The 24,385-nt window shown below is 66.3% G+C and carries 21 protein-coding genes; 7 read left to right on the top strand and 14 right to left on the bottom strand.

Annotated features, from left to right (window positions below):
- Window positions 1-30: 30 nt before the first annotated feature.
- The gene (locus ACYJSS_RS10510; protein WP_111262769.1) at window positions 31-561 is read left to right on the top strand and encodes a DUF2062 domain-containing protein; all 531 of its coding nucleotides are present in this window, start codon (window positions 31-33) and stop codon (window positions 559-561) included.
- 71 nt (window positions 562-632) lie between these two features.
- Here the strand turns inward: ACYJSS_RS10510 and ACYJSS_RS10515 are convergent, their stop codons facing one another.
- Genes ACYJSS_RS10515 through ACYJSS_RS10525 form a run of 3 tightly spaced genes read right to left on the bottom strand, consistent with a single transcriptional unit; the run spans window position 633 to window position 3,814 of the window.
- Complete coding sequence (locus ACYJSS_RS10515; RefSeq protein ID WP_111262768.1) at window positions 633-1,877, bottom strand: lipoprotein-releasing ABC transporter permease subunit; 1,245 nt, start codon at window positions 1,875-1,877, stop codon at window positions 633-635.
- Window position 1,878: 1 nt separating this feature from the next.
- Window positions 1,879-2,562: a lipoprotein-releasing ABC transporter ATP-binding protein LolD gene (gene lolD, locus ACYJSS_RS10520; protein WP_178082989.1), complete on the bottom strand. Its 684-nt coding sequence runs from the start codon at window positions 2,560-2,562 to the stop codon at window positions 1,879-1,881.
- A gap of 1 nt (window position 2,563) precedes the next feature.
- Window positions 2,564-3,814: a lipoprotein-releasing ABC transporter permease subunit gene (locus tag ACYJSS_RS10525; RefSeq protein ID WP_111262766.1), complete on the bottom strand. Its 1,251-nt coding sequence runs from the start codon at window positions 3,812-3,814 to the stop codon at window positions 2,564-2,566.
- A 95-nt stretch (window positions 3,815-3,909) separates the two neighbouring features.
- Between ACYJSS_RS10525 and ACYJSS_RS10530 the strand changes: the two genes are divergently transcribed.
- The 3 genes from ACYJSS_RS10530 to ACYJSS_RS10540 are packed head-to-tail and all read left to right on the top strand — an operon-like array spanning window position 3,910 to window position 5,511.
- Window positions 3,910-4,497 (top strand): PilZ domain-containing protein, encoded by a 588-nt coding sequence (locus tag ACYJSS_RS10530; protein ID WP_111262765.1) that lies wholly within the window; start codon window positions 3,910-3,912, stop codon window positions 4,495-4,497.
- Window positions 4,498-4,501: 4 nt separating this feature from the next.
- A complete protein-coding gene (locus ACYJSS_RS10535; RefSeq protein WP_459479845.1) occupies window positions 4,502-4,795 on the top strand; it encodes a phosphodiesterase in 294 nt (97 codons plus the stop codon).
- A complete protein-coding gene (locus ACYJSS_RS10540; protein ID WP_111262763.1) occupies window positions 4,792-5,511 on the top strand; it encodes a glycerophosphodiester phosphodiesterase in 720 nt (239 codons plus the stop codon). The genes ACYJSS_RS10535 and ACYJSS_RS10540 overlap by 4 nt, the downstream gene beginning before the upstream one ends.
- Before the next feature lie 280 nt (window positions 5,512-5,791).
- Here the strand turns inward: ACYJSS_RS10540 and sthA are convergent, their stop codons facing one another.
- The 11 genes from sthA to ACYJSS_RS10595 form a co-directional block, all read right to left on the bottom strand.
- Complete coding sequence (gene sthA, locus ACYJSS_RS10545) at window positions 5,792-7,186, bottom strand: Si-specific NAD(P)(+) transhydrogenase (RefSeq protein WP_111262762.1); 1,395 nt, start codon at window positions 7,184-7,186, stop codon at window positions 5,792-5,794.
- A 118-nt stretch (window positions 7,187-7,304) separates the two neighbouring features.
- A complete protein-coding gene (gene nqrM, locus ACYJSS_RS10550) occupies window positions 7,305-7,532 on the bottom strand; it encodes a (Na+)-NQR maturation NqrM (RefSeq protein ID WP_111262761.1) in 228 nt (75 codons plus the stop codon).
- Between the two features lie 2 nt (window positions 7,533-7,534).
- Window positions 7,535-8,542 carry an FAD:protein FMN transferase gene (locus ACYJSS_RS10555; protein WP_111262760.1) on the bottom strand — a complete coding sequence of 336 codons (1,008 nt, stop codon included), beginning with the start codon at window positions 8,540-8,542 and terminating at the stop codon, window positions 7,535-7,537.
- On the bottom strand, window positions 8,535-9,761 hold the full coding sequence (gene nqrF, locus ACYJSS_RS10560; RefSeq protein ID WP_111262759.1) for an NADH:ubiquinone reductase (Na(+)-transporting) subunit F: 1,227 nt from the start codon (window positions 9,759-9,761) through the stop codon (window positions 8,535-8,537). The genes ACYJSS_RS10555 and nqrF overlap by 8 nt, the downstream gene beginning before the upstream one ends.
- A gap of 9 nt (window positions 9,762-9,770) precedes the next feature.
- Window positions 9,771-10,379, bottom strand: a complete 609-nt coding sequence (gene nqrE / locus ACYJSS_RS10565; protein WP_021219522.1) for an NADH:ubiquinone reductase (Na(+)-transporting) subunit E — start codon at window positions 10,377-10,379, stop codon at window positions 9,771-9,773.
- Window positions 10,379-11,053: an NADH:ubiquinone reductase (Na(+)-transporting) subunit D gene (locus ACYJSS_RS10570; RefSeq protein WP_178082988.1), complete on the bottom strand. Its 675-nt coding sequence runs from the start codon at window positions 11,051-11,053 to the stop codon at window positions 10,379-10,381. The genes nqrE and ACYJSS_RS10570 overlap by 1 nt, the downstream gene beginning before the upstream one ends.
- The gene (locus ACYJSS_RS10575; protein WP_021219524.1) at window positions 11,050-11,838 is read right to left on the bottom strand and encodes a Na(+)-translocating NADH-quinone reductase subunit C; all 789 of its coding nucleotides are present in this window, start codon (window positions 11,836-11,838) and stop codon (window positions 11,050-11,052) included. The genes ACYJSS_RS10570 and ACYJSS_RS10575 overlap by 4 nt, the downstream gene beginning before the upstream one ends.
- On the bottom strand, window positions 11,831-13,042 hold the full coding sequence (locus ACYJSS_RS10580; protein WP_111262758.1) for an NADH:ubiquinone reductase (Na(+)-transporting) subunit B: 1,212 nt from the start codon (window positions 13,040-13,042) through the stop codon (window positions 11,831-11,833). Before ACYJSS_RS10580 ends, ACYJSS_RS10575 begins: the two co-directional genes overlap by 8 nt.
- Before the next feature lies 1 nt (window position 13,043).
- Entirely contained in the window at window positions 13,044-14,381 is a 1,338-nt protein-coding gene (locus ACYJSS_RS10585; protein WP_111262757.1) for a Na(+)-translocating NADH-quinone reductase subunit A, read from the bottom strand.
- 270 nt (window positions 14,382-14,651) lie between these two features.
- Window positions 14,652-16,043, bottom strand: coding sequence for an amino acid permease (locus tag ACYJSS_RS10590; RefSeq protein WP_111262756.1), 1,392 nt, complete (start codon window positions 16,041-16,043; stop codon window positions 14,652-14,654).
- A 93-nt stretch (window positions 16,044-16,136) separates the two neighbouring features.
- Complete coding sequence (locus ACYJSS_RS10595; protein WP_111262755.1) at window positions 16,137-17,603, bottom strand: glyceraldehyde-3-phosphate dehydrogenase; 1,467 nt, start codon at window positions 17,601-17,603, stop codon at window positions 16,137-16,139.
- A 134-nt stretch (window positions 17,604-17,737) separates the two neighbouring features.
- Here ACYJSS_RS10595 and mfd point away from each other — a divergent pair, with 134 nt between their 5' ends.
- The 3 genes from mfd to ACYJSS_RS10610 are packed head-to-tail and all read left to right on the top strand — an operon-like array spanning window position 17,738 to window position 24,380.
- Window positions 17,738-21,190, top strand: a complete 3,453-nt coding sequence (gene mfd, locus ACYJSS_RS10600) for a transcription-repair coupling factor (RefSeq protein ID WP_236205743.1) — start codon at window positions 17,738-17,740, stop codon at window positions 21,188-21,190.
- 11 nt (window positions 21,191-21,201) lie between these two features.
- Entirely contained in the window at window positions 21,202-21,726 is a 525-nt protein-coding gene (locus tag ACYJSS_RS10605; protein WP_111262753.1) for a CsiV family protein, read from the top strand.
- A gap of 5 nt (window positions 21,727-21,731) precedes the next feature.
- Complete coding sequence (locus tag ACYJSS_RS10610) at window positions 21,732-24,380, top strand: DEAD/DEAH box helicase (RefSeq protein ID WP_373875128.1); 2,649 nt, start codon at window positions 21,732-21,734, stop codon at window positions 24,378-24,380.
- The last annotated feature ends 5 nt before the right edge of the window (window positions 24,381-24,385 follow it).

Below are 24,385 nucleotides of genomic sequence, written 5' to 3' on the forward strand. Positions count from 1 at the left end.
GTCGGCGCTTCAGCCTGCCAGAGAACCCTCATGCCGCGTCGCCTCTTCAAACGCTACATGCCAAACCCGGACCTGATCAGGGAACACAAGTCGCTGCGCTTCCTCGGCGCCCTGATCCATGATCCGAACCTCTGGCACCTCAACCGCCACTCGGTCTCGCGGGCGATGGCGATGGGCCTGTTCGCCGCGTTCATACCCTTGCCCCTGCAGATGCTGCTGGCCGCCGGCCTGGCCATCACCGTGCGCGCCAACCTGCCGATCTCCGTCGGCCTGGTCTGGCTGACGAACCCTATCACCATGCCGCCGGTCTTCTATTGCACCTACAAGATGGGCGCCTGGCTGATGGGTGTGCCGCCGCGCACCCTGCCCGACGAGCTGACCTTCCATTGGATCACCCAGGAACTCTCGACCGTCTGGCAGCCTTTCCTGCTCGGCTCCATCGTCTGCGGCATCCTCGTCGGCGCACTGGGCTACATGCTGACCATGCTCTACTGGCGCTGGTGGGTCGGCCACAGCTGGCGCAAACGTCAGAAGCGCCGCCAGCAGTCCGGGCACCAGTAGCGCCAGTTTCCAGGCCTGAAACGAAAAAACGCCGCTTTCGAGCGGCGTTTTTCATGGTGCAGGGTCGGGCCCTATTCGTAGCGCAGCGCCTCCGCCGGCTGGGTCTGGGCAGCGCGCCAGGCCGGATAGAGGGTCGCGAGGAAGCTCAGCAGCAGCGCAGCACCGCAGATCAACACCACGTCCGCCACCTGCAGGTCGGAAGGCAGGTAGCTGACGAAGTACACGTCGGAGCTGAAGATGTGCTGCCCGCTGGCACGCTCCAGTGCGGCGATCCAGGTGCTGACATTGAGCGCAGTGACGATGCCCAGCACCGTGCCGATCAGAGTGCCGACCGCACCGATGACGCTGCCCTGGACCATGAAGATGGCCATGATCTGCCGGGGCGTGGCGCCCAGGGTACGGAGGATGGCGATGTCGGCGCGCTTGTCGGCGACCACCATGATCAAGGTGGCGATGATGTTGAACGCGGCCACGGCGACGATCAGCAGCAGCAGCAGGCCGATCATGGTCTTCTCCATCTTCATCGCGCTGAACAGGCTGCCCTGGGTGTGGGTCCAGTCATCGGCGCGGTAGCCCGCGCCCAGCGCCTTGACGATCTGCGCGGAGACGCGCGGCGCCTCGTAGAGATCCTTCAGGGCGATGCGCACGCTCTGCACCTGGCCTTCCTGCAGGCGCTGGATGGCCGCGGCGTCGGCGACGTTGATCAGCGCCAGGGAGCTGTCGAGCTCGGCGCCCACCTTGAACACCCCCACCACGTTGAGGCGCTGCATGCGCGGGGTGATGCCGCCCGGCGCGCTGCTGACCTCCGGCACGATCAGGGTCAGCTTGTCGCCGACATTGAGGTGGAAACGCCGCGCGGTGATCTCGCCCACGACGATGCCGAACTCGCCAGGCACCAGGTCTTCCAGCGCGCCCTGGACGATGTGCTTGCCGATGATGGAGACCTTGGGCTCCTCCGCCGGGTCGATGCCGTTGATCTGCACCGGCTGCATCATGCCTTTGTAGGAGAGCATCCCCTCCAGCTCGGCGAAGGGCACCGCGCCGGTCACCTCGGGGTGTTTCATGGCCGTGCTGGCGACGCTGCGCCAGTCATCCAGGGGCCGGTCGGCGGCGAGGGTGGCATGGGGCACCATGCCGAGGATCCGCGAACTCATCTCCTTCTGGAAGCCGTTCATCACCGAGAGCACGACGATCATCGCCAGCACGCCCAGGGCGAGGCCGATCATCGAGGTCAGCGAAATGAAGGAGATGAAGTGGTTGCGGCGCTTCGCGCGGGTGTAGCGCGCGCCGATGAATATCGCCAGGGGTCTGAACATGTCAGGCAGCCACCAGCCGGCCTTCTTCCAGGCGCAGCACCCGGTCCATCTGCTGGGCCAGTTGCAGGTCGTGGGTCACCACCAGGAAGGCGGTACGCAACGAACCGCTGAGCTCCAGCATCAGCTCCTGGATGCTCTGGGCGGTGTGCTTGTCGAGGTTGCCGGTGGGCTCGTCGAGCAGCACCAGCTCGGGGTTGTTGACCAGGGCGCGGGCGATGGCCACGCGCTGGCGCTCGCCGCCGGAGAGCTCCGCCGGCTTGTGCGACAGGCGATGGGCGAGGCCGACGCGCTCCAGCAGGGCCGTGGCGCGCTGGCGTGCCTCGGCGATCGGCGTGCGGCCGATCAGCAGCGGCATGCAGACGTTCTCCAGCGCAGTGAACTCGGGCAGCAGGTGATGGAACTGGTAGACGAAGCCCAGCGCGCGGTTGCGCAGCAGGCCACGGGCCTTCTCGTTGAGGGCGGACAGCTCCTCGCCCGCCAGCCAGACGCTGCCGGTGCTGGGGGTGTCGAGCCCGCCGAGCATGTTCAGCAGGGTGCTCTTGCCCGAACCCGAGCTGCCGACGATGGCGATGCGCTCGCCCGGGTGCAGCTCCAGCTCGACGCCGGACAGCACCTGTACCGATTGCGGGCCTTCCTCGTAGCTCTTGCCCAGGTTGCGGCAGCTCAGTACCGCGCGATCTTTCACGTCACTCATAACGAAGCGCCTCTGCGGGCTGGGTGCGCGCGGCACGCCAGGCCGGGTAAAGGGTGGCGAAGAAACTCAGGACCAGCGCGGCGCCGCAGACCAGCACCACATCCTCCAGCATCAGCTGAGAGGGCAGGTAGTCGATGAAGTAGACGTCGGCGCTGAGGAACTTGTGGCCGAGCACGTCCTCCAGCCAGGAGATGGCGGCGCTGACATTGAGGGCGGCAAGGATGCCCAGCACGCAGCCGATGGCGGTGCCGACCACGCCGATCACCGTGCCCTGGACCATGAAGATGCCCATGATCTGCCCCGGCGTGGCGCCGAGGGTGCGCAGGATGGCGATGTCGCCCTTCTTGTCGGTGACCACCATGACCAGGGTGGAAATGATGTTGAACGCGGCGACGGCGACGATCAGCAGCAGCAGCAGGCCGATCATGGTCTTCTCCATGCGGATGGCCTGGTAGAGGTTGCCGTGGGTGCGGGTCCAGTCGCGGGCATAGAAGTCCTCGCCCTTGAGCTGCCCGGCGATCTGCCAGGCGACGCGCGGCGCCTGGAACAGGTCGTCGAGCTTCAGGCGCAGGCCCTGCACCTGGTCCGGCTTCCAGCGGTGCAGGCGCGCGGTGTCCTTGATGTTGGCCACGGCCAGGGCGCCGTCCAGTTCGCCCGCGCCGACATGGAAGATGCCGACCACGGTGAAGCGCTTCATGCGCGGGAACACGCCGGCCGGGGTGACCGCCACTTCCGGCAGCACGAAGGTGACCTTGTCGCCGAGGCCGACGCCGAGCTTGGTAGCCGCCTTGTCGCCGATGACGATGCCGAACTCGCCGGCGCGCAGCGAAGCCAGGTCGCCCTGCTTGAAGTAGTCGTCGATGATCGAGACCTGGCTTTCCAGCGCCGGGTCGACCGCATTGACCAGCACCTTCTGTACCTTGCCGTCGTTGGTCAGCAGGCCCTGCATCTGGGTGAAAGGTGCCACCGCGACGATGCCCGGGTGTGCGCGGACCTTGTCGGCCAGCGCCTGCCAGTCGTTGATCGGCACGGCGGACTCGATGGTGGCGTGGGGCACCATGCCCAGCACGCGCTCGCGCATCTCGCGGTCGAAGCCGTTCATCACCGACAGCACGAGGATCATCACCAGCACGCCGAGGGCGAGGCCGATCATGGAAGTCAGGGAGATGAACGAGACGAAGTAACTGCGACGCTTGGCGCGCGTGTAGCGGGCGCCGATGAACAGGGGCAGCGGTCTGAACATAGAAAAAAGTTCGCTTGCGAAGAAAGGAACGTCCTTGTGGCGGGGCCCGGCGAGCAGCTTTACACTCAGACCACCCCTGCAGCCATGGGTTCGCCATGTCGACACAAGACGCAGATGACCGCCGCGAATACTACCGTATCGACGATACGATCGCACTGGAATTTACCCCCCTGACCCACGCCCAGGCGCAGGCCAGCGAGGAGCTCCACGACCCGTCGCCGCTGTTCAATCTGCTCAGTGACCTGCACCTGATGGACTTCGAGTCCCAGCACCTGCTGCGGCACATTTCCGAGCGCGACCGGACCCTGGCCAATTACCTGAAGGTGATGAACAAGCGCATCGACCTGCTCGGCCAGGCCGTGGCCCAGAGCCTGATGCGCGACATCGGCCCACCGCGCCGGGTGACGCTCTCCGAGGGCGGTGTCGGCTTCCTCTGCCCGCAGCCCTTCGAGCTCGGCAGCCACCTGGCCATCAAGATGGTACTGATGCCCCAGGCGCTCGGCCTGCTGCTGCGTGCAGTGGTGATCCACAGCCAGCCACGCGATGACGGCCAGTTCGAGATCGGCACCGAATTCGAAGCGCTGACTGACGCACAGCGCCAGTTGCTCGCCCGACATATCCTGCAGAAGCAGGCCCAGGCTCGCCGCCAGGCCCGCGCTCGCCCGGTTCCGCCTCCAGGATGACTCCATGTCGCGCCTTCTGCTCCTGCTCTGCCTGTCCCTCCCCCTCCCGGCCCTGGCCGAAACCATCGAGATCCCTGTCGGCCAGCAAGGCGACAGCGGCCTTTCGCTGCCCGCGCGCGGCGAATCGCAGCGCGCCGTACTCGAGCGTTTCGGCCTGCCGGACGAGGAACATCCCGCCGTCGGCAAACCGCCGATCACGCGCTGGGACTACCGGGAGTTCTCCGTCTATTTCGAGAGCGGGCATGTCGTCGACAGCGTCCGCTACCACCAACCAAGACACCCCGAGGTTTCACAGTGACCCTGATCTACGGCCATCGCGGCGCCAAGGGCGAATGCCCGGAAAACACCCTGGCCAGCTTCCAGCAGTGCCTCTCCCACGGCGTGAAACGCTGCGAACTCGACCTGCACCTGTCCCGTGACGGCGAACTGATGGTGATCCACGACCCGACGCTCAAGCGCACCACCGGTCGCCGCGGCAAGGTGGTGGAGCACGATGCCGAAGAACTGGTGACCTACGACGCCCGCCAGGGCGGGCCCGGCTGGGTGAAGCCCTGCCCCATCCCGCGCCTGGAAGAGCTCTTCGAGCAGTGCGACTTCGACCACTGGCAGCTGGAAGTGAAGAGCGCTTCCCGCGTGCGCGCCGCGCGCACCGTGCTGGCCATCCGCGAACTGGCCGAGCGCCACGGGCTGCTGGAGAAGGTCACCGTCACCTCCAGCTCCCGCGAGGTACTGCGCGCGCTGAACCGCCTGACGCCCGACCTCGCCCGTGGCCTGGTAGCCGAGTATGCCTGGCTCGACCCGCTGAAGGTCGCCGCCAACCATGGTTGCAGCCTGCTGGCGCTGAACTGGACCCTGTGCACCCCCGAGCGCCTGCAGAAGGCGCAGAAGCAGGGCCTGCACGTGTCGGTGTGGACGGTGAACGAGCCGGCCCTGATGCGCCGCCTCGCCGACTTCGGCGTGGACAGCATCATCACCGACTTCCCTGGCGTGGCGGTGAGCACGTTGGCACGCTGAAGCCTCGTTGTTCCCGCCCTCTCGGCACCCTGGGTTGGCGCCGAGCGCAGGGAGGCCCAAGGGTGCGAGGTTCAGCACGGCTTACTGAGCAAGCGGTGGGCTGAAGCCCACCCTACGCCCATCCGAGTGTCACTCCCCCCAGAACGAAAAAACCGGCCGCAAGGGCCGGTCTTTTCATGGGCGTCGCCTGATCAGAAGCTCTCCCGATTCGGCCAGCGCCAGGTGCGCGGATCGCCGAGAGGGTCCTCCCCGGCCGGTTCAGGCGCCCGGCCGGTGCCGCTCAAAAAAGCCGGTTGAGGCCGTCGAACGCCGCCACCCGATAGGCTTCCGCCATGGTCGGGTAGTTGAAGGTGGTGTTGATGAAGTACTTGATGCTGTTGGCTTCGCCCTTCTGGTTCATGATCGCCTGGCCGATGTGGACGATCTCCGAGGCCTGGTAGCCGAAGCAGTGCACACCGAGCACCTCCAGGGTTTCGCGGTGGAACAGGATCTTCAGCATGCCCACCGGTTCGTGGGAGATCTGCGCCCGGGCCATGCCCTTGAAGAAGGCCTTGCCCACCTCGTAGGGGATCTTCGCCTGGGTCAGCTCGCGCTCGTTCTTGCCGATGGAACTGATCTCCGGAATGGTGTAGATGCCGGTCGGCACGTCATCGACGAAACGCCAGCTGTCGTTCTCCACCGCGCTGCCGGCGGCCGAGCGGCCCTGGTCGGCGGCGGCGCTGGCCAGGCTCGGCCAGCCGATCACGTCACCCGCTGCGAAGATGTTGCCCACCTCGGTGCGGTAGTACTGGTCCACGGCGATCTGGCCACGGCTATTGACCTTGATGCCGATGTTCTCCAGCCCCAGGCGGTCGGTGTTGCCGGTACGGCCATTGCACCACAGCAGGCAGTCGGCCTTGATCTTCTTGCCGGACTTCAGGTGCAGGATCACGCCGTTCTCCAGCCCCTCGATGCGCTCGTACTCCTCGTTGTGGCGGATGAGCACGTTGTTGTTGCGCAAGTGGTAGCTGAGGGCGTCGGAGATCTCGTCGTCGAGGAAGCTGAGCAGTTGGTCGCGGTTGTCGATCAGGTCCACCAGCACGCCCAGGCCGCTGAAGATGGAGGCGTATTCCGAGCCGATCACACCGGCGCCGTAGATGATGATGCGGCGCGGGGTATGGGTGAGGCTGAGGATGGTGTCGCTGTCGTAGATGCGCGGGTGATGGAAGTCCACGTCCGCCGGGCGATAGGGGCGCGAGCCGGTGGCGATGATGACCTGCTTGGCCACCAGCTTTTCCACCACGCCGCTGGCGCATACCACTTCGACGGTCTGCTCGTCGGAGAAGCTGGCGGTGCCGAAGAACACATCGACGCGGTTGCGGGCGTAGTAGCCGGTGCGCGAGGCGACCTGCTTGGAGATCACCCGCTCGGCGCTCTTGAGCACGTCGGGGAAGGAGAACCAGCGCGGCTCGCCGATCTGGCGGAACAGCGGGTTGGTGTTGTACTGCATGATCTGCCGCACCGAGTGACGCAGGGCCTTGGACGGGATGGTGCCCAGGTGGGTGCAATTGCCGCCGACCAGCGGGCGGTTGTCGACCACCGCCACCTTGCGCCCGGCCTTGGCGGCGTTCATCGCCGCGCCCTCACCCGCCGGGCCGGAACCCAGCACCACTACGTCGTAGTTGTAGACAGCCATGCTTACTCCTCATAACGGGCCGAAGGGCTCTCTGTGGCCTCCGGCAGGGCCGCGGAACAGGTCACCGCAGCGTTTCGAACTCGGCGCGCAGCTTAGTCACACTGCATGGCGCTGCACATTAGCGCTTGGTCGCGTCGTAGGCGAGTTTTGTATCCACTACATCGCCGTCGCGATTGGCCTCCTCGCACTTTTCGCGATTGCCGCCACAGATCGAGCATTCCTTCTCGATCCCCAGGTTGGCGATGCCGCCGCAGGAGCCGGCGATGGGCTTGCGCCCCATGATCACGCCGATGGCCATGCCCAGCACCACCAGCAGCATGATCAAAAAGACCAGTAGCCAGGTCATGTTCAGTGCGCCTCCGTGGGGAACAGTTGCTCGAAGCGGCGGCTGCCGCGGGTGGCGAAGCCCGTGCCTTCACGGGTGATGAAGAACGCCGCGATGTCGTGGCGGTCGGCGAACGCCAGGCCGGCCTCGGGACCGAGCACCATCAACAGCGTAGACAGTCCATCGGCACGCAGGGCCGACGGGTCGATGACCGTGACCGCTGCCAGGTGATGGGTGATGGGGGCGCCGCTGGTGGGATCGAGGGTGTGAGAATACCGCTGTCCACCCCGTTCGAAGTAGTTGCGATAGTCGCCTGAGGTGGAAATGCCCATGTCCTGCAGTGCAACAATCTTCTGCGCCACCTGGCGGTCATCGCGCGGCGCCTCGATGGCCACGCGCCAGGGGCTGCCATCGGGCTTGTGGCCGACGGCCTTCATTTCCCCGGTGATCTCCACCAGCGAGCTGGTCACGCCCAGCTCGCCCAGTCGCGCGCTGACACGGTCCACGGCGTAGCCGGCGGCGATGGCGTTGAAGTCCAGCTGCACGGCGGCGTCCTTGCACAGTTGGTCGCCCTGGCGCTTGAGGTGCTGGTGGCCGACATCGGCACGGGCCGTGGCAATGGCCTCGGCGCTGGGCACCTGGTCGCCTCGCGATTGCGGGCCGAAGCCCCAGAGGTTGAGCAGCGGCTCCAGGGTCATGTCGAAGGCGCCGTCGCTCTGTGCGGACAGGCTGTCGCCGAAGGCCACCAGCTCCAGCATGGGCGCCGGCAGGGCCATGCAGCGGCCCGCCGGCAGGGCGTTGAAGCGCTCCACGTCGGAATCGGCGCGGTAGGTGGACATCTGCCGGTCGATCTCGGCGAGGATGCCCTCCACCTCCCCCCGCACCTGCTCCACGGCGGGCCCGGACGCGCTGCGCACGTACCTCACCGAGTAGCTGCTGCCCATGGTCGGGCCGCCGAACTGTTCCAGGGAATCGCCGCAACCGGCCAGCAGGAAGCTGGCCGAAAGCAGCAGGGCAACGGATCTAACCACCGAAGTCGTCCAGCAGGATGTTCTCGCGCTCGACGCCCAGGTCCAGCAGCATCTTGATCACTGCCGCGTTCATCATCGGCGGGCCGCACATGTAGAACTCGCAGTCCTCGGGGGCCGGGTGGTCCTTGAGGTAGTTCTCGAACAGCACGTTGTGGATGAAGCCGGTGTAGCCGGTCCAGTTGTCCTCGGGCTGCGGGTCGGACAGCGCCAGGTGCCACTGGAAGTTGGGGTTCTCGGCGGCCAGCTGGTCGTACTCCTCGGTGTAGAAGGCCTCGCGCAGGGAGCGCGCGCCGTACCAGAAGCTGATCTTGCGCTGGGAGCCCAGGCGCTTGAGCTGGTCGAAGATGTGCGAGCGCATGGGCGCCATGCCCGCGCCGCCACCGATGAAGACCATCTCGGCGTCGGTGTCCTTGGCGAAGAACTCGCCGAAGGGGCCGTACACGGTGACCTTGTCGCCCGGCTTGAGGTTGAACACCCAGGAGGACATCTTGCCCGGAGGGATCTCGTCCTTGCCCGGCGGCGGCGAGGCCACGCGGATGTTGAACTTCACGATGCCCTTCTCGTCCGGGTAGTTGGCCATGGAGTAGGCACGGATGACGGTCTCGTCGACCCTGGAGACGTACTTCCAGAAATTGAACCTGTCCCAGTCGGCCCGGTACTCGGGCTGGATGTCGAAGTCCTTGTAGTGCACCTCGTGGGGCGGGCACTCGAGCTGCACGTAGCCACCGGCGCGGAAGTCCACGCTCTCCCCTTCCGGCAGGCGCAGGGTCAGCTCCTTGATGAAAGTGGCGACGTTGGGGTTGGACTCCACCGTGCACTCCCACTTCTTAACGCCGAAGACCTCTTCGGGTACTTCGATGTGCATGTCCTGCTTCACCGGGGTCTGGCAGGACAGGCGCCAGCCTTCCTTCGCCTGGCGGCGGGTGAAGTGGGACTCCTCGGTGGGCAGCATCTCGCCGCCGCCGCTCTCCACCACGCACTTGCACTGGGCGCAGGTACCGCCGCCGCCGCAGGCCGAGGAGAGGAAGACGTTCTGCGCCGCCAGAGTCTGCAGCAGCTTGCCGCCGGCCGGGACGGTGATGGTGCGCTCGCGGTTGATCACGATGTTCACGTCGCCGCTGGACACCAGCTTGGCGCGGGCGGCGAGGATGACCACCACCAGCGCGAGGACGATGGCGGTGAACATGCCAATGGCGAGGAAGATTTCGAAACTCGGCATGTCGCCTCCTTACAACTGGACGCCCGAGAAGGACATGAAACCCAGCGACATCAGGCCGATGGTGATGAAGGTGATGCCCAGGCCCTGCAGGCCCTCGGGTACATCGCTGTACTTGAGCTTCTCGCGGATGCCGGCGAGCAGCGCGATGGCCAGGGCCCAGGAGAAGCCGGAACCGACGCCGTAGACCACGCTCTCACCCAGGTTGTAGTCGCGCTCCACCATGAACAGCGAGCCGGCCATGATGGCGCAGTTCACCGTGATCAGCGGCAGGAACACGCCGAGGGCGTTGTAGAGCGATGGCACGTACTTGTCGAGCAGCATCTCGAGGATCTGCACGATGGCGGCGATCACCCCGATGTAGCTGAGCAGGCCGAGGAACGACAGGTCCACGTCCGGCAGGCCGGCCCAGGCCAGCGCGCCGTCCTTGAGCAGGAGGGTGTAGAGCAGGTTGTTGGCCGGCACGGTGATGGCCTGCACCACGATCACGGCGATGCCGAGGCCGATGGCGGTTTCCACCTTCTTGGAAATGGCGATGAAGGTGCACATGCCGAGGAAGAAGGCCAGCGCCATGTTCTCGACGAACACTGCCTTCACGAACAGGCTGATGTAGTGCTCCATCAGTAGGCCTCCTTGTTGGATACCTGGGGCGCGATCTTGTAGGCCGGGGCTTCCTTCTGCTCGGTCTTCCAGCTGCGCAGGGCCCAGATGATCAGGCCGATGAGGAAGAAGGCCGAGGGCGGCAGCAGCAGCATGCCGTTGGGCTGGTACCAGCCGCCGTCGTTGATCACCGGGAGGATCTCGTAGCCCAGCAGCTTGCCGGAGCCGAACAGCTCGCGAATCACGCCGAGGACGATGAGCATGGCGCTGTAGCCCAGGCCGTTGCCGATGCCGTCGAAGAACGACAGCAGCGGCGGGTTGGCCATGGCGAAGGCCTCCGCGCGGCCCATCACGATGCAGTTGGTGATGATCAGCCCGACGAACACCGAGAGCTGCTTGGACAGGCTGAAGGCATAGGCCTTGAGCACCTGGTCGACCACGATCACCAGCGAGGCGATGATCACCATCTGCACGATCATGCGGATCGAGCTGGGGATCTGGCTGCGGATCATCGAGATGAACAGGTTGGAGAAGCCGGTCACCAGCGTCAGGGCGATGGACATCACCAGCGCGGTCTTCAGGTTGGAGGTGACCGCCAGGGCCGAGCAGATGCCGAGGATCTGCAGGCCGATGGGGTTGTTGTGCAGGATCGGGTCCAGCAGGACCGAGCGGATCGTGGGTTGCGCCATGTTCATGCCTCCCCGTCGTTGAGCTTGGCCAGGAAGGGGCCGAAGCCGTTCTTGCCAAGCCAGAAATGCAGCAGGTTGTTGACGCCCTTGCTGGTCAGCGTGGCGCCGGCCAGACCGTCGACCTGGTGGCTGGCGTTGGGCGAGCCGGGCTCGACGCTGCCCTTGATGATCTGGATGGCCAGTTGGCCCTGCTCATCGAACAGGCTCTTGCCGTTCCACAGCGCCTTCCATTTCGGGTTGTCCACCTCGCCGCCGAGGCCGGGGGTCTCACCGTGCTGGTAGAAGCCGAGGCCAACCACGGTATTGAGGTCGCCCTTGAGGGCGAGGAAGCCGTACAGGGTGGACCACAGGCCGTAGCCGCGCACCGGCAGGATCAGGGTGTCCAGTTGGCCGTCCTTCTCCACCAGGTAGACGGTGGTGAAGCGCTCGCGGCGCTTGATGGAGGCGATGTCCTGATCACCCGGCAGGGCGTCGGAGAGCTTCGGGTCCTTGGCGGCCTTCAGCGGGTCGAAACCGGCGGCCTGGATGGCGTCGCTGTATTCGCCGCTGGAGAGGTCCACCACCTTGGCGGTGATGCGCTCGGCATAGAGCGCCTTCACTTCGCTGGCGGACATGCCCGGCTGGCCGAGGCCGGCGATGGAGAGGATGCTGCGCTGCTTGTCCAGCTCGCGGTTCTCCACCTGCACCGGCTTGAGGGCTACTGCCCCGCCGGCGACGAAGATGGAGCACACCAGGCAGACCACCAGGGCCACCAGCAGGGTGCGGATCGTGGATTCCTTCTGGTTAGCCATGGCGTGCCAGCCTCCGCTTGATGTTGGCCTGGACGACGAAGTGGTCGATCAGCGGTGCACAGAGGTTGGCGAAGAGGATCGCCAGCATCATGCCTTCCGGGAAGGCGGGGTTGACCACGCGGATCAGCACCACCATCAGGCCGATCAGCGCACCGAACAGCCACTTGCCGGTGTTGGTCATGGAGGCGGACACCGGGTCGGTGGCCATGAACATCATGCCGAAGGCGAAGCCGCCGAGGACCAGGTGCCAGTACCAGGGCATGGCGAACATCGGGTTGGTGTCGGAACCGATGGCGTTGAACAGCGTGCTGGTGGCGATCATGCCCAGCATCACGCCGGCGACGATGCGCCAGGCGGCGATGCGGGTCAGCAGCAGCACACCGCCGCCGATGAAGATGGCCAGGGTGCTGGTCTCGCCGATGGAGCCGTGAATGGTGCCGAGGAAGGCGTCCATCCAGGTGATGCCGTGACCGATGATGTTCTCTACACCACCGGCAGCGCCCAGGCTCAGGGAGGTGGCGCCGGCGAAGCCGTCCACCGCCGTCCACACGGCGTCACCGGAAATCTGTGCCGGGTAGGCGAAGAACAGGAAGGCACGACCCACCAGGGCGGGGTTGAGGAAGTTCTTGCCGGTGCCGCCGAACACTTCCTTGCCCAGCACCACGCCGAAGCTGATGCCCAGGGCCACCTGCCACAGCGGGATGCTCGGCGGCAGGGTGAGGGCGAAGAGCACGGAGGTGACGAAGAAGCCTTCGTTCACTTCATGGCGGCGGATGGCGGCGAACAGCACTTCCCAGAAGCCGCCGACGATGAAGGTCACGGCGTAGATGGGCAGGAACCAGGCGGCGCCCTGGATGACGTTGTCCCACAGGCTGTTGGGGTCGAAGCCCGCCAGGCTGCCGATCAGCGCGAAGCGCCAGCCGTCCTGGGCGGCCAGCAGGTCCGGGCTCTGGGCGAACACCAGGTTGGCCTGGTAGCCGACGTTCCACATGCCGAAGAACATCGCCGGGAAGGTGCAGAGCCACACGGTGATCATCATGCGCTTGAGGTCGATGCCATCGCGCACGTGGGCCGTGGTCCGGGTGACATTGGCCGGCCGGTAGAAGAAGGTGTCGATCGCTTCGTACAGGGCGTACCACTTCTCGAAGCGGCCCCCCTGTTCGAAGTTGTGCTCGATCCGGTCGAGGAATTTACGCAGGCCCATGTCAGCCCTCCTTCTCGATGCGGTTGAGGTTGTCCCGCAGGATGGGGCCGTATTCGTACTTGCCGGCGCAGACGTAGCTGCACAGCGCCAAGTCTTCCTCGTCCAGCTCCAGGCAGCCCAGCTTCTGGGCCATCTCGGTGTCGCCAACGATGAGGTAGCGCAGCAACTGGGTGGGCAGGATGTCCAGCGGCATCACCGCCTCGTAGTTGCCCACCGGCACCATGGCGCGCGGGCTGCCGTTGGTGCTGGTGCTGAAGGCGAACCGGCGGGCCGCCATCAGCTTGGAGACGAAGATGTTCAGCACCGAATGCTTGTTCACCCCGGCGCGCAGGTAGTGCAGCAGCTCGCGGTCATGGCCTTCGGCGAGGCAGGACACCTGCAGGTGGTAGCGCCCCAGGTAGGCGCAGGCGCCACGGGAGGTGCGCCCGCCCAGCAGGGAGCCGGACACCACGCGGTTGACGCCGGGCTTGAGTTCGCCGGCCGTCAGCTCGTCGAGGCTGGCGCCCAGGCGGGTGGCCAGCAGACGCGGCTTCTCCACCACCGGGCCGCCCAGGGCTACGACGCGCTCGACCCACAGGCGGCCGGTGGCGAACAGCTTGCCGACGGCGATCACGTCCTGGTAGCCGATGTGCCAGACGCTCCTGGTGGCGCTGACCGGGTCGAGGAAGTGGATGTGGGTGCCCGGAAGGCCCGCCGGATGCGGGCCGGAGAAGGCCTCGGCGTGCACGCCGGTCACCTGCTCACCCGGCAGGCTGGCCCCCTCGGCCTTGCACAGGAACACCCGGCCCAGACGCGCCAGCACCTTGAGGCCGCGTTCGAAGTCGGCGGCATGAGCAGCGATGATCGGCTGCGGATCGGCGGCCAGCGGGTGGGTATCGAGGGCGGTCACGAAGATCGAGCTGGGTACGGCATCGACGGCCGGCACCCGGCTGAACGGGCGCGTGCGCAGCGCAGCCCAGAGACCCGAACGCTGCAGGTTGTCCCGCACGGCCTGGGGCTCGAGGGCATCCAGGGCGTTGTCCGGGCAGGTGTCGAAGAGGACTTCGTCCTCGCCGTCCACGTCGATCACCACCGACTGCAACACGCGCTGCTCGCCGCGGTGGATGGCCGAGACCACGCCCGCCGCCGGGGCGGTGAAGATCACGCCGGGGCTCTTCTTGTCGGCGAACAGGGCCTGGCCCAGCTTCACCCGGTCGCCGACCTGCACCTGCATGGTGGGCTTCATGCCGTGGTAGTCGAAGCCGATCACGGCCACGCTACGCACGGCCCGTGCAGCCTCGATGCGCTGCTCAGGCTGGCCTGCGATGGGCAGGTCCAACCCCCGTCTGATTCTTGTCATGTCTCTCGCCTGAACCTTGAGAAGGGTTTCGTCCCGGTGTGGAACAGTAGCCGCCAAACGCCAGGCAGGCGCCGGATCGAACTCCAGCACGCGGCAGGGCCCCGGGACGAGAACCGCGCATTATAAAGAGGCGACTTCCCAAGCGGCCACTGAAAGTCCTGAAATTTCCGACTGTTAGCGCTATTTGGGCAACCGGAAGTCAGCCAGCGGACGAACGGTCACAGCCCGCCGCACCATGAAAAACGGGGGCCGCAGCCCCCGTTTCCGTCATTACGAGCGAGGCCCCGCGGAGCGTCGGATGGCGTAGCAGATGGCGATGAAGCCGAGCCAGAAGGGAATGGCGTACACCGACACGTTGATGCCGGGGATCATCAGCATCACGCCGAGGATCAGCACCACGAAGGCCAGGCACAGGTAGTTGCTGAAGGGGTACCAGAGCGACTTGAAGAACGGCTCGATGCCCTGGCGCTGCAGCGACTTGCGGAACATCAGGTGCGACAGGCTGATCATCGCCCAGTTGATCACCAGGGCCGCCACCACCAGCGCCATCAGCAGTTCCAGGGCCTGCTTGGGCGCCAGGTAGTTCACCAGCACGCAGAGCAGAGTCACCAGCGCGGAGACGCCGATGGCCAGCACCGGAACGCCACGGCGGTTGACCTTGAGCAGCGCCTTCGGCGCATCACCCTGCTCGGCCAGGCCGTAGAGCATGCGGCTGTTGCAGTACACGCCGCTGTTGTAGACCGACAGTGCGGCGGTCAGCACCACGAAGTTCAACAGGTGGGCGGCGGTGTCGCTGCCGATCAGCGAGAAGATCTGCACGAAGGGGCTGCCGCTGTAGGGGTCGCCGGCGGCGCCCAGGGTTTCCAGCAGCTTGTCCCAGGGGTAGAGCATCAGCAACACGGTGAGGGCACCGATGTAGAAGATCAGGATGCGCCAGATCACCTGGTTGATCGCCTTGGGGATCACCTTCTTCGGCTCGCTGGCCTCGGCGGCGGTGATGCCCACCAGCTCCAGGCCACCGAAGGAGAACATGATGATCGCCAGCACCATCACCAGCCCTTCCAGGCCATTGGGGAAGAACCCGCCGTGGCTCCACAGGTTGCTCACCGCCGCCTGCTCGCCGCCGGTGCCGGAGATCAGCAGGTAGAGGCCGAGGATGATCATGCCGATGATCGCCACCACCTTGATCAGGGCGAACCAGAACTCGGTCTCGCCGAAGGCGCGGACGTTGGCCAGGTTGATCAGGTTGATCAGCACGAAGAAGGCTGCCGCCGTCGCCCAGGTGGGCACTTCCGGCCACCAGAACTGCACGTACTTGCCCACGGCGGTCAGCTCGGCCATGCCCACCAGCACATAGAGCACCCAGTAGTTCCAGCCGGAGAGGAACCCCGCGTAGCCGCCCCAGTACTTGTGGGCGAAGTGGCTGAAGGAACCGGCCACGGGCTCCTCGACGATCATCTCGCCCAGCTGGCGCATGATCAGGAAGGCGATGAAGCCGGCGATGGCGTAGCCGAGGATCATCGAGGGGCCGGCGGATTTGAGTACCCCGGCCGAGCCGAGGAACAGACCGGTGCCGATGGCGCCGCCCAGGGCGATCAGCTGGATATGGCGATTTTCCAGGCCGCGCTTGAGCGAGCCGGCGTGCAGCTGTTGTCCGTCCATCAAGGGGTTTCCAAGCAGGAGGTGGGTATAGCGATTACAGACCTAAAAATGAAAAACGGGAGCCCGAAAGCTCCCGTTCTGTTCAACGCGGTATCAGCGCGGGAACGCAGGCGGGTTGACCCCGGCCATCTCTTCCATCACGCGGACCACCTGGCAGCTGTAGCCGAACTCGTTGTCGTACCACACGTAGAGCACGACACGGTTGTCGTTGCAGATGGTGGCCTCGGCATCGACCACACCGGCATGGCGGGAGCCGACGAAGTCGGTGGAGACCACTTCCTGCGAGCTGACGAAGTCGATCTGCTTCTGCAGGTCCGAATGCATGGCCATCTGGCGCAGGTACTCGTTGATCTCTTCGCGGGTGGTGGCCTTTTCCAGGTTCAGGTTGAGGATGGCCATCGACACGTTCGGCGTCGGCACGCGGATGGCGTTGCCGGTCAGCTTGCCCTTCAGCACCGGCAGGGCCTTGGCGGCGGCGGTGGCGGCACCGGTCTCGGTGATCACCATGTTCAGCGGCGCGCTGCGGCCACGACGATCGCCCTTGTGGAAGTTGTCGATCAGGTTCTGGTCGTTGGTGTACGAGTGAACGGTCTCGACGTGGCCGTTGACGATGCCGTACTGATCGTTGACGGCCTTGAGCACCGGCACGATGGCGTTGGTGGTGCAGGAGGCGGCCGAGATGATCTTGTCTTCGGCGGTGATCTCGGAGTGGTTGATGCCGTGCACGATGTTCTTCAGCGCGCCCTTGCCCGGGGCGGTCAGGACGACGCGATCGACACCCGGGCAGCTCAGGTGCTGGCCCAGGCCCTCGGCATCACGCCACACGCCGGTGTTGTCGACCAGCAGGGCATTCTTGATGCCGTACTGGGTGTAGTCGACTTCGGTCGGCGACTTGGCGTAGATCACCTGGATCAGGTTGCCGTTGGCGGTGAGGGTGTTGTTTTCCTCGTCGATGGTGATGGTGCCATCGAACTTGCCGTGTACCGAGTCGCGGCGCAGCAGGCTGGCGCGCTTGACCAGGTCGTTGCTGGCGCCCTTGCGCACGACGATGGCGCGCAGGCGCAGGCCGTCGCCGCCACCGGTCTTCTCGATCAGGATGCGTGCCAGCAGGCGGCCGATGCGGCCGAAGCCGTAGAGGACGACGTCGGTGCCTTCACGGGCGGCGCCGTTCTGCTTGCCGACCACGTCGGCCAGCTCGTCCTTGACGAACTGCTCGACGGCACGGCCCTTGCCTTCGGCCTTGAACTTGCTGGCCATCTTGCCCAGGTCCACGGAAGCCGCGCCCAGCTTCAGCTCGCTCATGGCCTTGAGGATCGGGAAGGTATCGTGGACCGACAGCTCGCTGTCGTCAGCCAGGCGGTGACGGGCGAAACGATGGGCCTTGAGAATGTCGATCACCGAACGGTTGATCAGACCACGGCCATAGATCGAGGTCACCACGCTGTTGTTGCGGTAGAGCTGGCCAATCAGCGGAATCATCGCTTCCGCGAGGGCTTCACGATCAATCCACTCACCGAGACACTGGTCGGGCTTCTGAGTCACGGGCAGTACCTTCCACATGTAGGGGCTGAAAAAAGGGGCTACATTATGACGGCGCGCGCAAGCGGCGGCAATCTGCAGCGGACGTAAGACTGACATCCGTCAGTCGGGATAGTTACAATCGCCCGGGTCCAATTTTCCGACCGGAGCCACCTTTGCCCGAGTCCGTCCTGCGTCTCCCGACCCTGCCCGCCGCCGCCGGCAAGCAACAATGGGGCAACCTCCCCGGTGCCGCCCTCAGCCTGGCGATCGCCGAAGCCGCCAGCGCCGCCCGGCGCTTCACCCTGCTGCTGACCGCCGACAGCCAGAGCGCCGAACGCCTGGAGCAGGAACTGAGCTTCTTCGCCCCGGACCTGCCGGTGCTGCACTTCCCGGACTGGGAAACGCTGCCCTACGACCTGTTCTCGCCGCACCAGGACATCATCTCCCAGCGTATCGCCAGCCTCTATCGCCTGCCGCAGCTGACCCACGGCGTGCTGGTGGTGCCCATCACCACCGCCCTGCACCGCCTGGCGCCAACGCGCTTCCTGCTGGGCTCCAGCCTGGTACTGGACGTCGGCCAGAAGCTCGACGTCGAGCAGATGCGCAGCCGCCTGGAGGCGGCCGGCTATCGCTGCGTGGACACCGTCTACGAACACGGCGAGTTCGCCGTGCGCGGTGCGCTGATCGACCTGTTCCCGATGGGCAGCGACGTGCCCTTCCGCATCGACCTGTTCGATGACGAGATCGAGACCCTGCGCACCTTCGACCCCGAGACCCAGCGCTCGGTGGACAAGGTGGAGTCGATCCGCCTGCTGCCGGCCCGCGAGTTCCCGCTGGACAAGAAGGCGGTGACCGACTTCCGCGGTCGCTTCCGCGAGCGCTTCGACGTGGACTTCCGCCGGTGCCCCATCTACCAGGACCTGGCCAGCGGCATCACCCCCGCCGGTATCGAGTACTACCTGCCGCTGTTCTTCGAGGACAGCGCCACCCTCTTCGACTACCTGCCGGCCGACACCCAGGTGTTCTCCCTGCCCGGCATCGAGCAGGCCGCCGAGCAGTTCTGGAACGACGTGCGCAACCGCTATGAAGAGCGCCGCGTCGACCCCGAGCGACCACTGGTGCCGCCCGCCGAGCTGTTCCTGCCGGTGGAGGACTGCTTCGCCCGGCTCAAGGGCTCGCCACGGGTCGTGGTCAGCCAGGAGGACTCGGGCACCGGCGTCGGTCGCGAACGCTTCCCGGCCCGCCCGCTGCCGGACCTGGCGATCCAGGCCAAGGCCAGCGAACCCCTGGCCGCCTTGCGCCGCTTCCTGGAAGAGTTCCCCGGCCGCGTGCTGTTCAGCGCCGAATCGGCCGGCCGCCGCGAAGTGCTGCTGGAGCTGCTCGCCCGTCTCAAGCTGCGCCCGCAGGAAGTGACCGGCTGGCCGGAATTCGTCGCCAGCAAGGAACGCCTCGCCATCACCATCGCGCCCCTGGACGAAGGCCTGCTGCTGGATGACCCGGGCCTGGCGCTGATCGCCGAGAGCCCGCTGTTCGGCCAGCGCGTGATGCAACGCCGCCGCCGCGACCGTCGGGGCGACGGTGGCGACAACGTCATCAAGAACCTCGCCGAACTGCGCGAAGGCGCGCCCGTGGTGCACATCGACCACGGCGTCGGCCGCTACCTGGGCCTGATCACCCTGGAGATCGAAGGCCAGTCCGCCGAATTCCTCGCCCTGCAGTACGCCGAGGAAGCCAAGCTCTACGTACCCGTGGCCAGCCTGCACCTGATCGCCCGCTATACCGGCAGCGACGATGCCCTCGCGCCACTGCACCGCCTGGGCTCGGAGGCCTGGCAGAAGGCCAAGCGCAAGGCCGCCGAACAGGTGCGCGACGTCGCCGCCGAACTGCTGGACATCTATGCCCGTCGTGCCGCCCGCGAAGGCTACGCCTTCAAGGACCCGATGGCGGACTACGCCACCTTCTCCGCCGGCTTCCCCTTCGAGGAGACGCCGGACCAGCAGACCGCCATCGACGCCGTACTGGCCGATATGCTGGCGCCCAAGCCGATGGATCGCCTGGTCTGCGGCGACGTCGGCTTCGGCAAGACCGAGGTGGCCATGCGCGCCGCCTTCGTCGCCGTGCACAGCGGCAAGCAGGTGGCGGTGCTGGTGCCTACCACCCTGCTCGCCCAGCAGCACTACAACAGCTTCCGCGACCGCTTCGCCGACTGGCCGGTAAAGGTCGAGGTGATGAGCCGCTTCAAGACCGCCAAGGAAGTGGAAGGCGCTGCGCAACAGTTGGCCGACGGCAAGGTGGACATCGTCATCGGTACCCACAAGCTGCTGCAGGACGACATCACCTTCAAGAACCTGGGCCTGGTGATCATCGACGAGGAACACCGCTTCGGCGTGCGCCAGAAGGAGCAGCTCAAGGCCCTGCGCAGCGAGGTGGACATCCTCACCCTCACCGCCACGCCGATCCCGCGCACCCTGAACATGGCCGTGGCCGGCATGCGCGACCTGTCGATCATCGCCACCCCGCCCGCGCGCCGCCTGTCGGTGCGTACCTTCGTCATGGAACAGCAGAACACGGTGATCAAGGAGGCGCTGCTGCGCGAGCTGCTGCGCGGCGGCCAGGTGTACTACCTGCACAACGAAGTGAAGAGCATCGAGAAGTGCGCCGCCGACCTGGCCGAACTGGTGCCCGAGGCGCGCATCGGCATCGGCCACGGGCAGATGCACGAGCGCGAGCTCGAACAGGTGATGAGCGACTTCTACCACAAGCGCTTCAACGTGCTGATCGCCTCGACCATCATCGAGACCGGCATCGACGTGCCCAGCGCCAACACCATCATCATCGAGCGCGCCGACAAGTTCGGCCTGGCCCAGCTGCACCAGCTGCGCGGCCGCGTCGGTCGCAGCCACCACCAGGCCTACGCCTACCTGCTCACCCCGCCACGCAAGCAGATGACCCCGGACGCCGAGAAGCGCCTGGAAGCCATCGCCAACGCCCAGGACCTGGGGGCCGGCTTCGTCCTGGCCACCCATGACCTGGAGATACGGGGCGCCGGCGAGCTGCTCGGCGACGGGCAGAGCGGGCAGATCCAGGCGGTGGGTTTCACCCTCTACATGGAAATGCTCGAGCGCGCGGTCAAGGCCATCCAGAAGGGCGAGCAGCCCAACCTGGAGCAACCGCTGGGCGGCGGACCGGAGATCAACCTGCGCCTGCCGGCGCTGATTCCCGAGGACTACCTCCCCGACGTGCACGCACGCCTGATCCTCTACAAGCGCATCGCCTCGGCCGCCGACGAGGACGGCCTGAAGGAACTGCAGGTGGAGATGATCGACCGCTTCGGCCTGCTGCCGGAACCGACCAAGAACCTGGTGCGTCTGACCCTGCTGAAGTTGCAGGCGGAGAAGCTCGGCATCAAGAAAGTCGACGCCGGCCCGCAAGGCGGTCGGATAGAATTCGCCACCGACACCTGCGTCGATCCGCTGGTGCTGATCAAGCTGATCCAGGGCCAGCCCAAGCGCTACAAGTTCGAAGGCGCCACGCTGTTCCGCTTCCAGGTGCCTATGGAGCGCCCGGAAGAACGTTTCAATACACTCGAGGCGCTGTTCGAGCGCCTGACTCCGCAATCCGCTTAAAGGACCGATCCATGCGTGCGTTCCGTTACCTCGCCCTGATGCTTGCCCTGCTGGCCCCCAGCGCTTTTGCCGATGGGCTCTACCAGGTCGAGCTGATCCTGTTCCGCCAGTCGGGCGACGCCACCCCCGCCAGCCAGCCGGCCCCGGACGATTGGGCCAACGGCGCACAGAGCCTGGCCAGCGTCGGTGAGCGCGCCACCGCGCTGAATGGCGAGGCCGCCAAGCTCAACCCCGGCAATGGCTACCAGGTGCTGCTGCACAAGGCCTGGACGCAGAGCGTCGGCGCCAACCCCAGCCGCGTGGCCGTCAGCGCCGGTGACCAGCAGCTCGGCCACTTCCCGGTGGAAGGCACCGTGACCCTGTCCCAGGTGCGCTACACCGATGTCGCCGTCGACTTCTGGGTCAACCAGTTCGACGGGAGCGGCCTGCTCAGCGGCAGCGAACGCATCAAGCAGGGCACCCGCCTCAAGACCGGCGAGCTGACCTACCTCGATCACTCCAGCCTCGGCGTCCTGATCCGCGTCAGCCCGCTCTGACCGACGTGCTCACCCTGCTCGAACACCTGCGCCAGCACGACTGGCGGCAGGACTTCGACAGCGGCGCGCTGCAGCGTGGCACGGGCTATGCCCGCCAGCGCCTGGCGCGCCTGCGGGCCATGGACGAGACCCTGCTGCAGTCCAGCTGCGCCGGTTCTGGCGACAACTTCTACCATCAGAACATCCGCCTGGCCCCCCACGGCCTCGGCATCATCGGGCGCTGCAGCTGCCCGGTGGGCATCAACTGCAAGCACTGCGTCGCGGCCATCCTGCAAGTACTCGAGGAAGGCGCGCCCAGCCAGCGTCCGGAACGGCCCCTGTCGGCCGCCGAGACGCCAACGGTCAGGCGCGTGCTCAAGGACATCCAGCCGCGCCCGCTGCTGGCCCTCGGCAGCCTGGCGCAGAGCCTCTACGACCTGCGCAGCGGACGCATGGTCGGCAGCCAGCAGCATCGTGCCGGCCTGGCATTCGACTACGCCGGTATCAGCGCCCACGGCAAGAACGCCCGCCACAACGCGGTGAGCAAGCGCCAGGGCGAACTGTTGGAAGTCCAACGCCAGATCGCCACCGAAGAGGCCCTGCGCGAGCGCCTGCGCCAGCTCGGCTTCAAGGAATCACTGCGCCAGAGCCTCGCCCTGCCCAGTGACGTCTACGAACTCTTCGAGCTGCCCAGCGACAGCGCCTGGCAGCGTTTCATGAACAAGGGCCTGGCGGAGCTGCGCGCCGAGGGCTGGGAGGTGGACATCCGCTCCGGCTTCCACTTCGACCTGTCCAGTGTCGAGCGCTGGTATGCCGAGGTGGACGAAGTCCCGGGCCAGCATTGGTTCGACCTGGAGCTGGGCATCGTCGTCGAAGGCCAGCGCATCAGCCTGCTGCCCATCCTCCTGCGCCTGATCCAGCAGAACCCCAAGCTGCTCAGCCCGAAGAACCTGGAAAAGCGGCGCGACGACGAGCAATTGCGCCTGCAGCTGGACACCCTGGGCGCCAGCACCGGCCGCCCCCTGCAGGTCGCCCTGCCCTTCGGACGCCTGAAGCCGCTGCTGGCCACCCTGGGCGAGCTTTACCTGCGAGATCGGCCGGAAGGCCGCAGCCTGCGCCTCGCCCTGCCCGATGCCGCACGCCTGGGACAACTGGACGAACTGCAACTGGAATGGCAGGGCGGCGAGCGCCTGCGCCGCTTCGCCGAACGCCTGCGTGACAGCCGGCAGACCCGCCACGAGGCCCCTGCCGGCCTGCAGGCGGACCTGCGCACCTATCAGCTGCAAGGCCTCGCCTGGCTGCAGAGCCTGCGCGAACTGGGCGCGGGCGGCGTGCTGGGTGACGACATGGGCCTGGGCAAGACCCTGCAGACCCTGGCCCACCTGCTCACCGAGAAGAACGCCGGCCGCCTCGACCGTCCGGCGCTGGTGGTGATGCCCACCAGCCTGATCCCCAATTGGCAGGACGAGGCCGCGCGCTTCGCCCCCAACCTGCGGGTGCTGGCGCTGCATGGCCCGAACCGCAAGAAGGATTTCGCACGCCTGGGCGAGTTCGACCTGCTGCTCACCACCTATGCCCTGCTACCACGCGACCTCGCGACCTGGAAGGCGCAGCCCCTGCACCTGGTGGTGCTGGACGAGGCGCAGAACATCAAGACGCCCACCAGCAAGGCCGCCCAGGCCGTACGCCAGCTGGAGGCGCGACAACGCCTGTGCCTCTCCGGAACGCCGCTGGAGAATCACCTGGGCGAGCTCTGGTCGCTGTTCCATTTCCTCATGCCCGGCTGGCTGGGTGACGCCAAGCAGTTCGCGCGCGACTACCGCACCCCGATCGAGAAGCGCGGCGACAACGAGCGCCTGGCCCACCTCAATGGCCGCATCCGCCCCTTCCTGCTGCGCCGGACCAAGGAATCGGTGGCCACCGAACTGCCCGCCAAGACCGAGATAGTCCAGCGCGTGGAGCTCAGCGAAGGGCAGCGTGATCTCTACGAGACGGTGCGCCTGGCGATGGACCGGAAGGTCCGCGCGGAAATCCAGGACAAGGGCATGGCGCGCAGCCAGATGGTGATCCTCGAGGCACTGCTGAAGCTGCGCCAGACCTGCTGCGACCTGCGCCTGGTGGAGCACGAGCGCACCCGGCCGCTGCGCGGCAGTACCTCGGGCAAGCTGGACAGCCTGATGGAGATGCTGGTGGAGCTGTTCGCGGAGGGGCGCAAGGTGCTGCTCTTCTCGCAGTTCACCAGCATGCTGGAGCTGATCGAGGCCGAACTGCAGCAGCGCGGCATCGAGTACCTGATCCTCACGGGCGACACCCGTGATCGGCGCACCCCCGTGAAGCGCTTCCAGGCCGGAGAAGCGCCGCTGTTCCTGATCAGCCTGAAGGCGGGTGGCACGGGCCTGAATCTAACCGCCGCCGACACGGTGATCCACTACGACCCCTGGTGGAACCCGGCCGCCGAGCGCCAGGCCACCGACCGCGCCTACCGCATCGGCCAGGACAAGCCGGTGTTCGTCTACAAGCTGATCGCCCGGGGCACGGTGGAAGAGAAGATCCAGCAACTGCAGCAACGCAAGGCGCTGCTCGCCGAGGGCATACTCGGGCAGAGCGAGGGCGCGGACTGGCAATTGCGCGAAGAGGACCTCGACGCCCTCTTCGCGCCCCTGCCGACGGCCTGAAGGCC

Source organism: Pseudomonas sp. No.21 (assembly GCF_054558415.1).

Coding starts and splice junctions, on each gene's coding strand:
- ACYJSS_RS10510 (WP_111262769.1), top strand. CDS start 31: ATGCCGCGTCGCCTCTTCAAACGCTACATGCCAAACCCGGACCTGATC.
- ACYJSS_RS10515 (WP_111262768.1), bottom strand. CDS start 1,877: ATGTTCAGACCCCTGGCGATATTCATCGGCGCGCGCTACACCCGCGCG.
- ACYJSS_RS10525 (WP_111262766.1), bottom strand. CDS start 3,814: ATGTTCAGACCGCTGCCCCTGTTCATCGGCGCCCGCTACACGCGCGCC.
- ACYJSS_RS10530 (WP_111262765.1), top strand. CDS start 3,910: ATGTCGACACAAGACGCAGATGACCGCCGCGAATACTACCGTATCGAC.
- ACYJSS_RS10535 (WP_459479845.1), top strand. CDS start 4,502: ATGTCGCGCCTTCTGCTCCTGCTCTGCCTGTCCCTCCCCCTCCCGGCC.
- sthA (WP_111262762.1), bottom strand. CDS start 7,186: ATGGCTGTCTACAACTACGACGTAGTGGTGCTGGGTTCCGGCCCGGCG.
- nqrM (WP_111262761.1), bottom strand. CDS start 7,532: ATGACCTGGCTACTGGTCTTTTTGATCATGCTGCTGGTGGTGCTGGGC.
- nqrF (WP_111262759.1), bottom strand. CDS start 9,761: ATGCCGAGTTTCGAAATCTTCCTCGCCATTGGCATGTTCACCGCCATC.
- nqrE (WP_021219522.1), bottom strand. CDS start 10,379: ATGGAGCACTACATCAGCCTGTTCGTGAAGGCAGTGTTCGTCGAGAAC.
- ACYJSS_RS10570 (WP_178082988.1), bottom strand. CDS start 11,053: ATGAACATGGCGCAACCCACGATCCGCTCGGTCCTGCTGGACCCGATC.
- ACYJSS_RS10575 (WP_021219524.1), bottom strand. CDS start 11,838: ATGGCTAACCAGAAGGAATCCACGATCCGCACCCTGCTGGTGGCCCTG.
- ACYJSS_RS10580 (WP_111262758.1), bottom strand. CDS start 13,042: ATGGGCCTGCGTAAATTCCTCGACCGGATCGAGCACAACTTCGAACAG.
- ACYJSS_RS10585 (WP_111262757.1), bottom strand. CDS start 14,381: ATGACAAGAATCAGACGGGGGTTGGACCTGCCCATCGCAGGCCAGCCT.
- ACYJSS_RS10590 (WP_111262756.1), bottom strand. CDS start 16,043: ATGGACGGACAACAGCTGCACGCCGGCTCGCTCAAGCGCGGCCTGGAA.
- ACYJSS_RS10595 (WP_111262755.1), bottom strand. CDS start 17,603: ATGTGGAAGGTACTGCCCGTGACTCAGAAGCCCGACCAGTGTCTCGGT.
- ACYJSS_RS10605 (WP_111262753.1), top strand. CDS start 21,202: ATGCGTGCGTTCCGTTACCTCGCCCTGATGCTTGCCCTGCTGGCCCCC.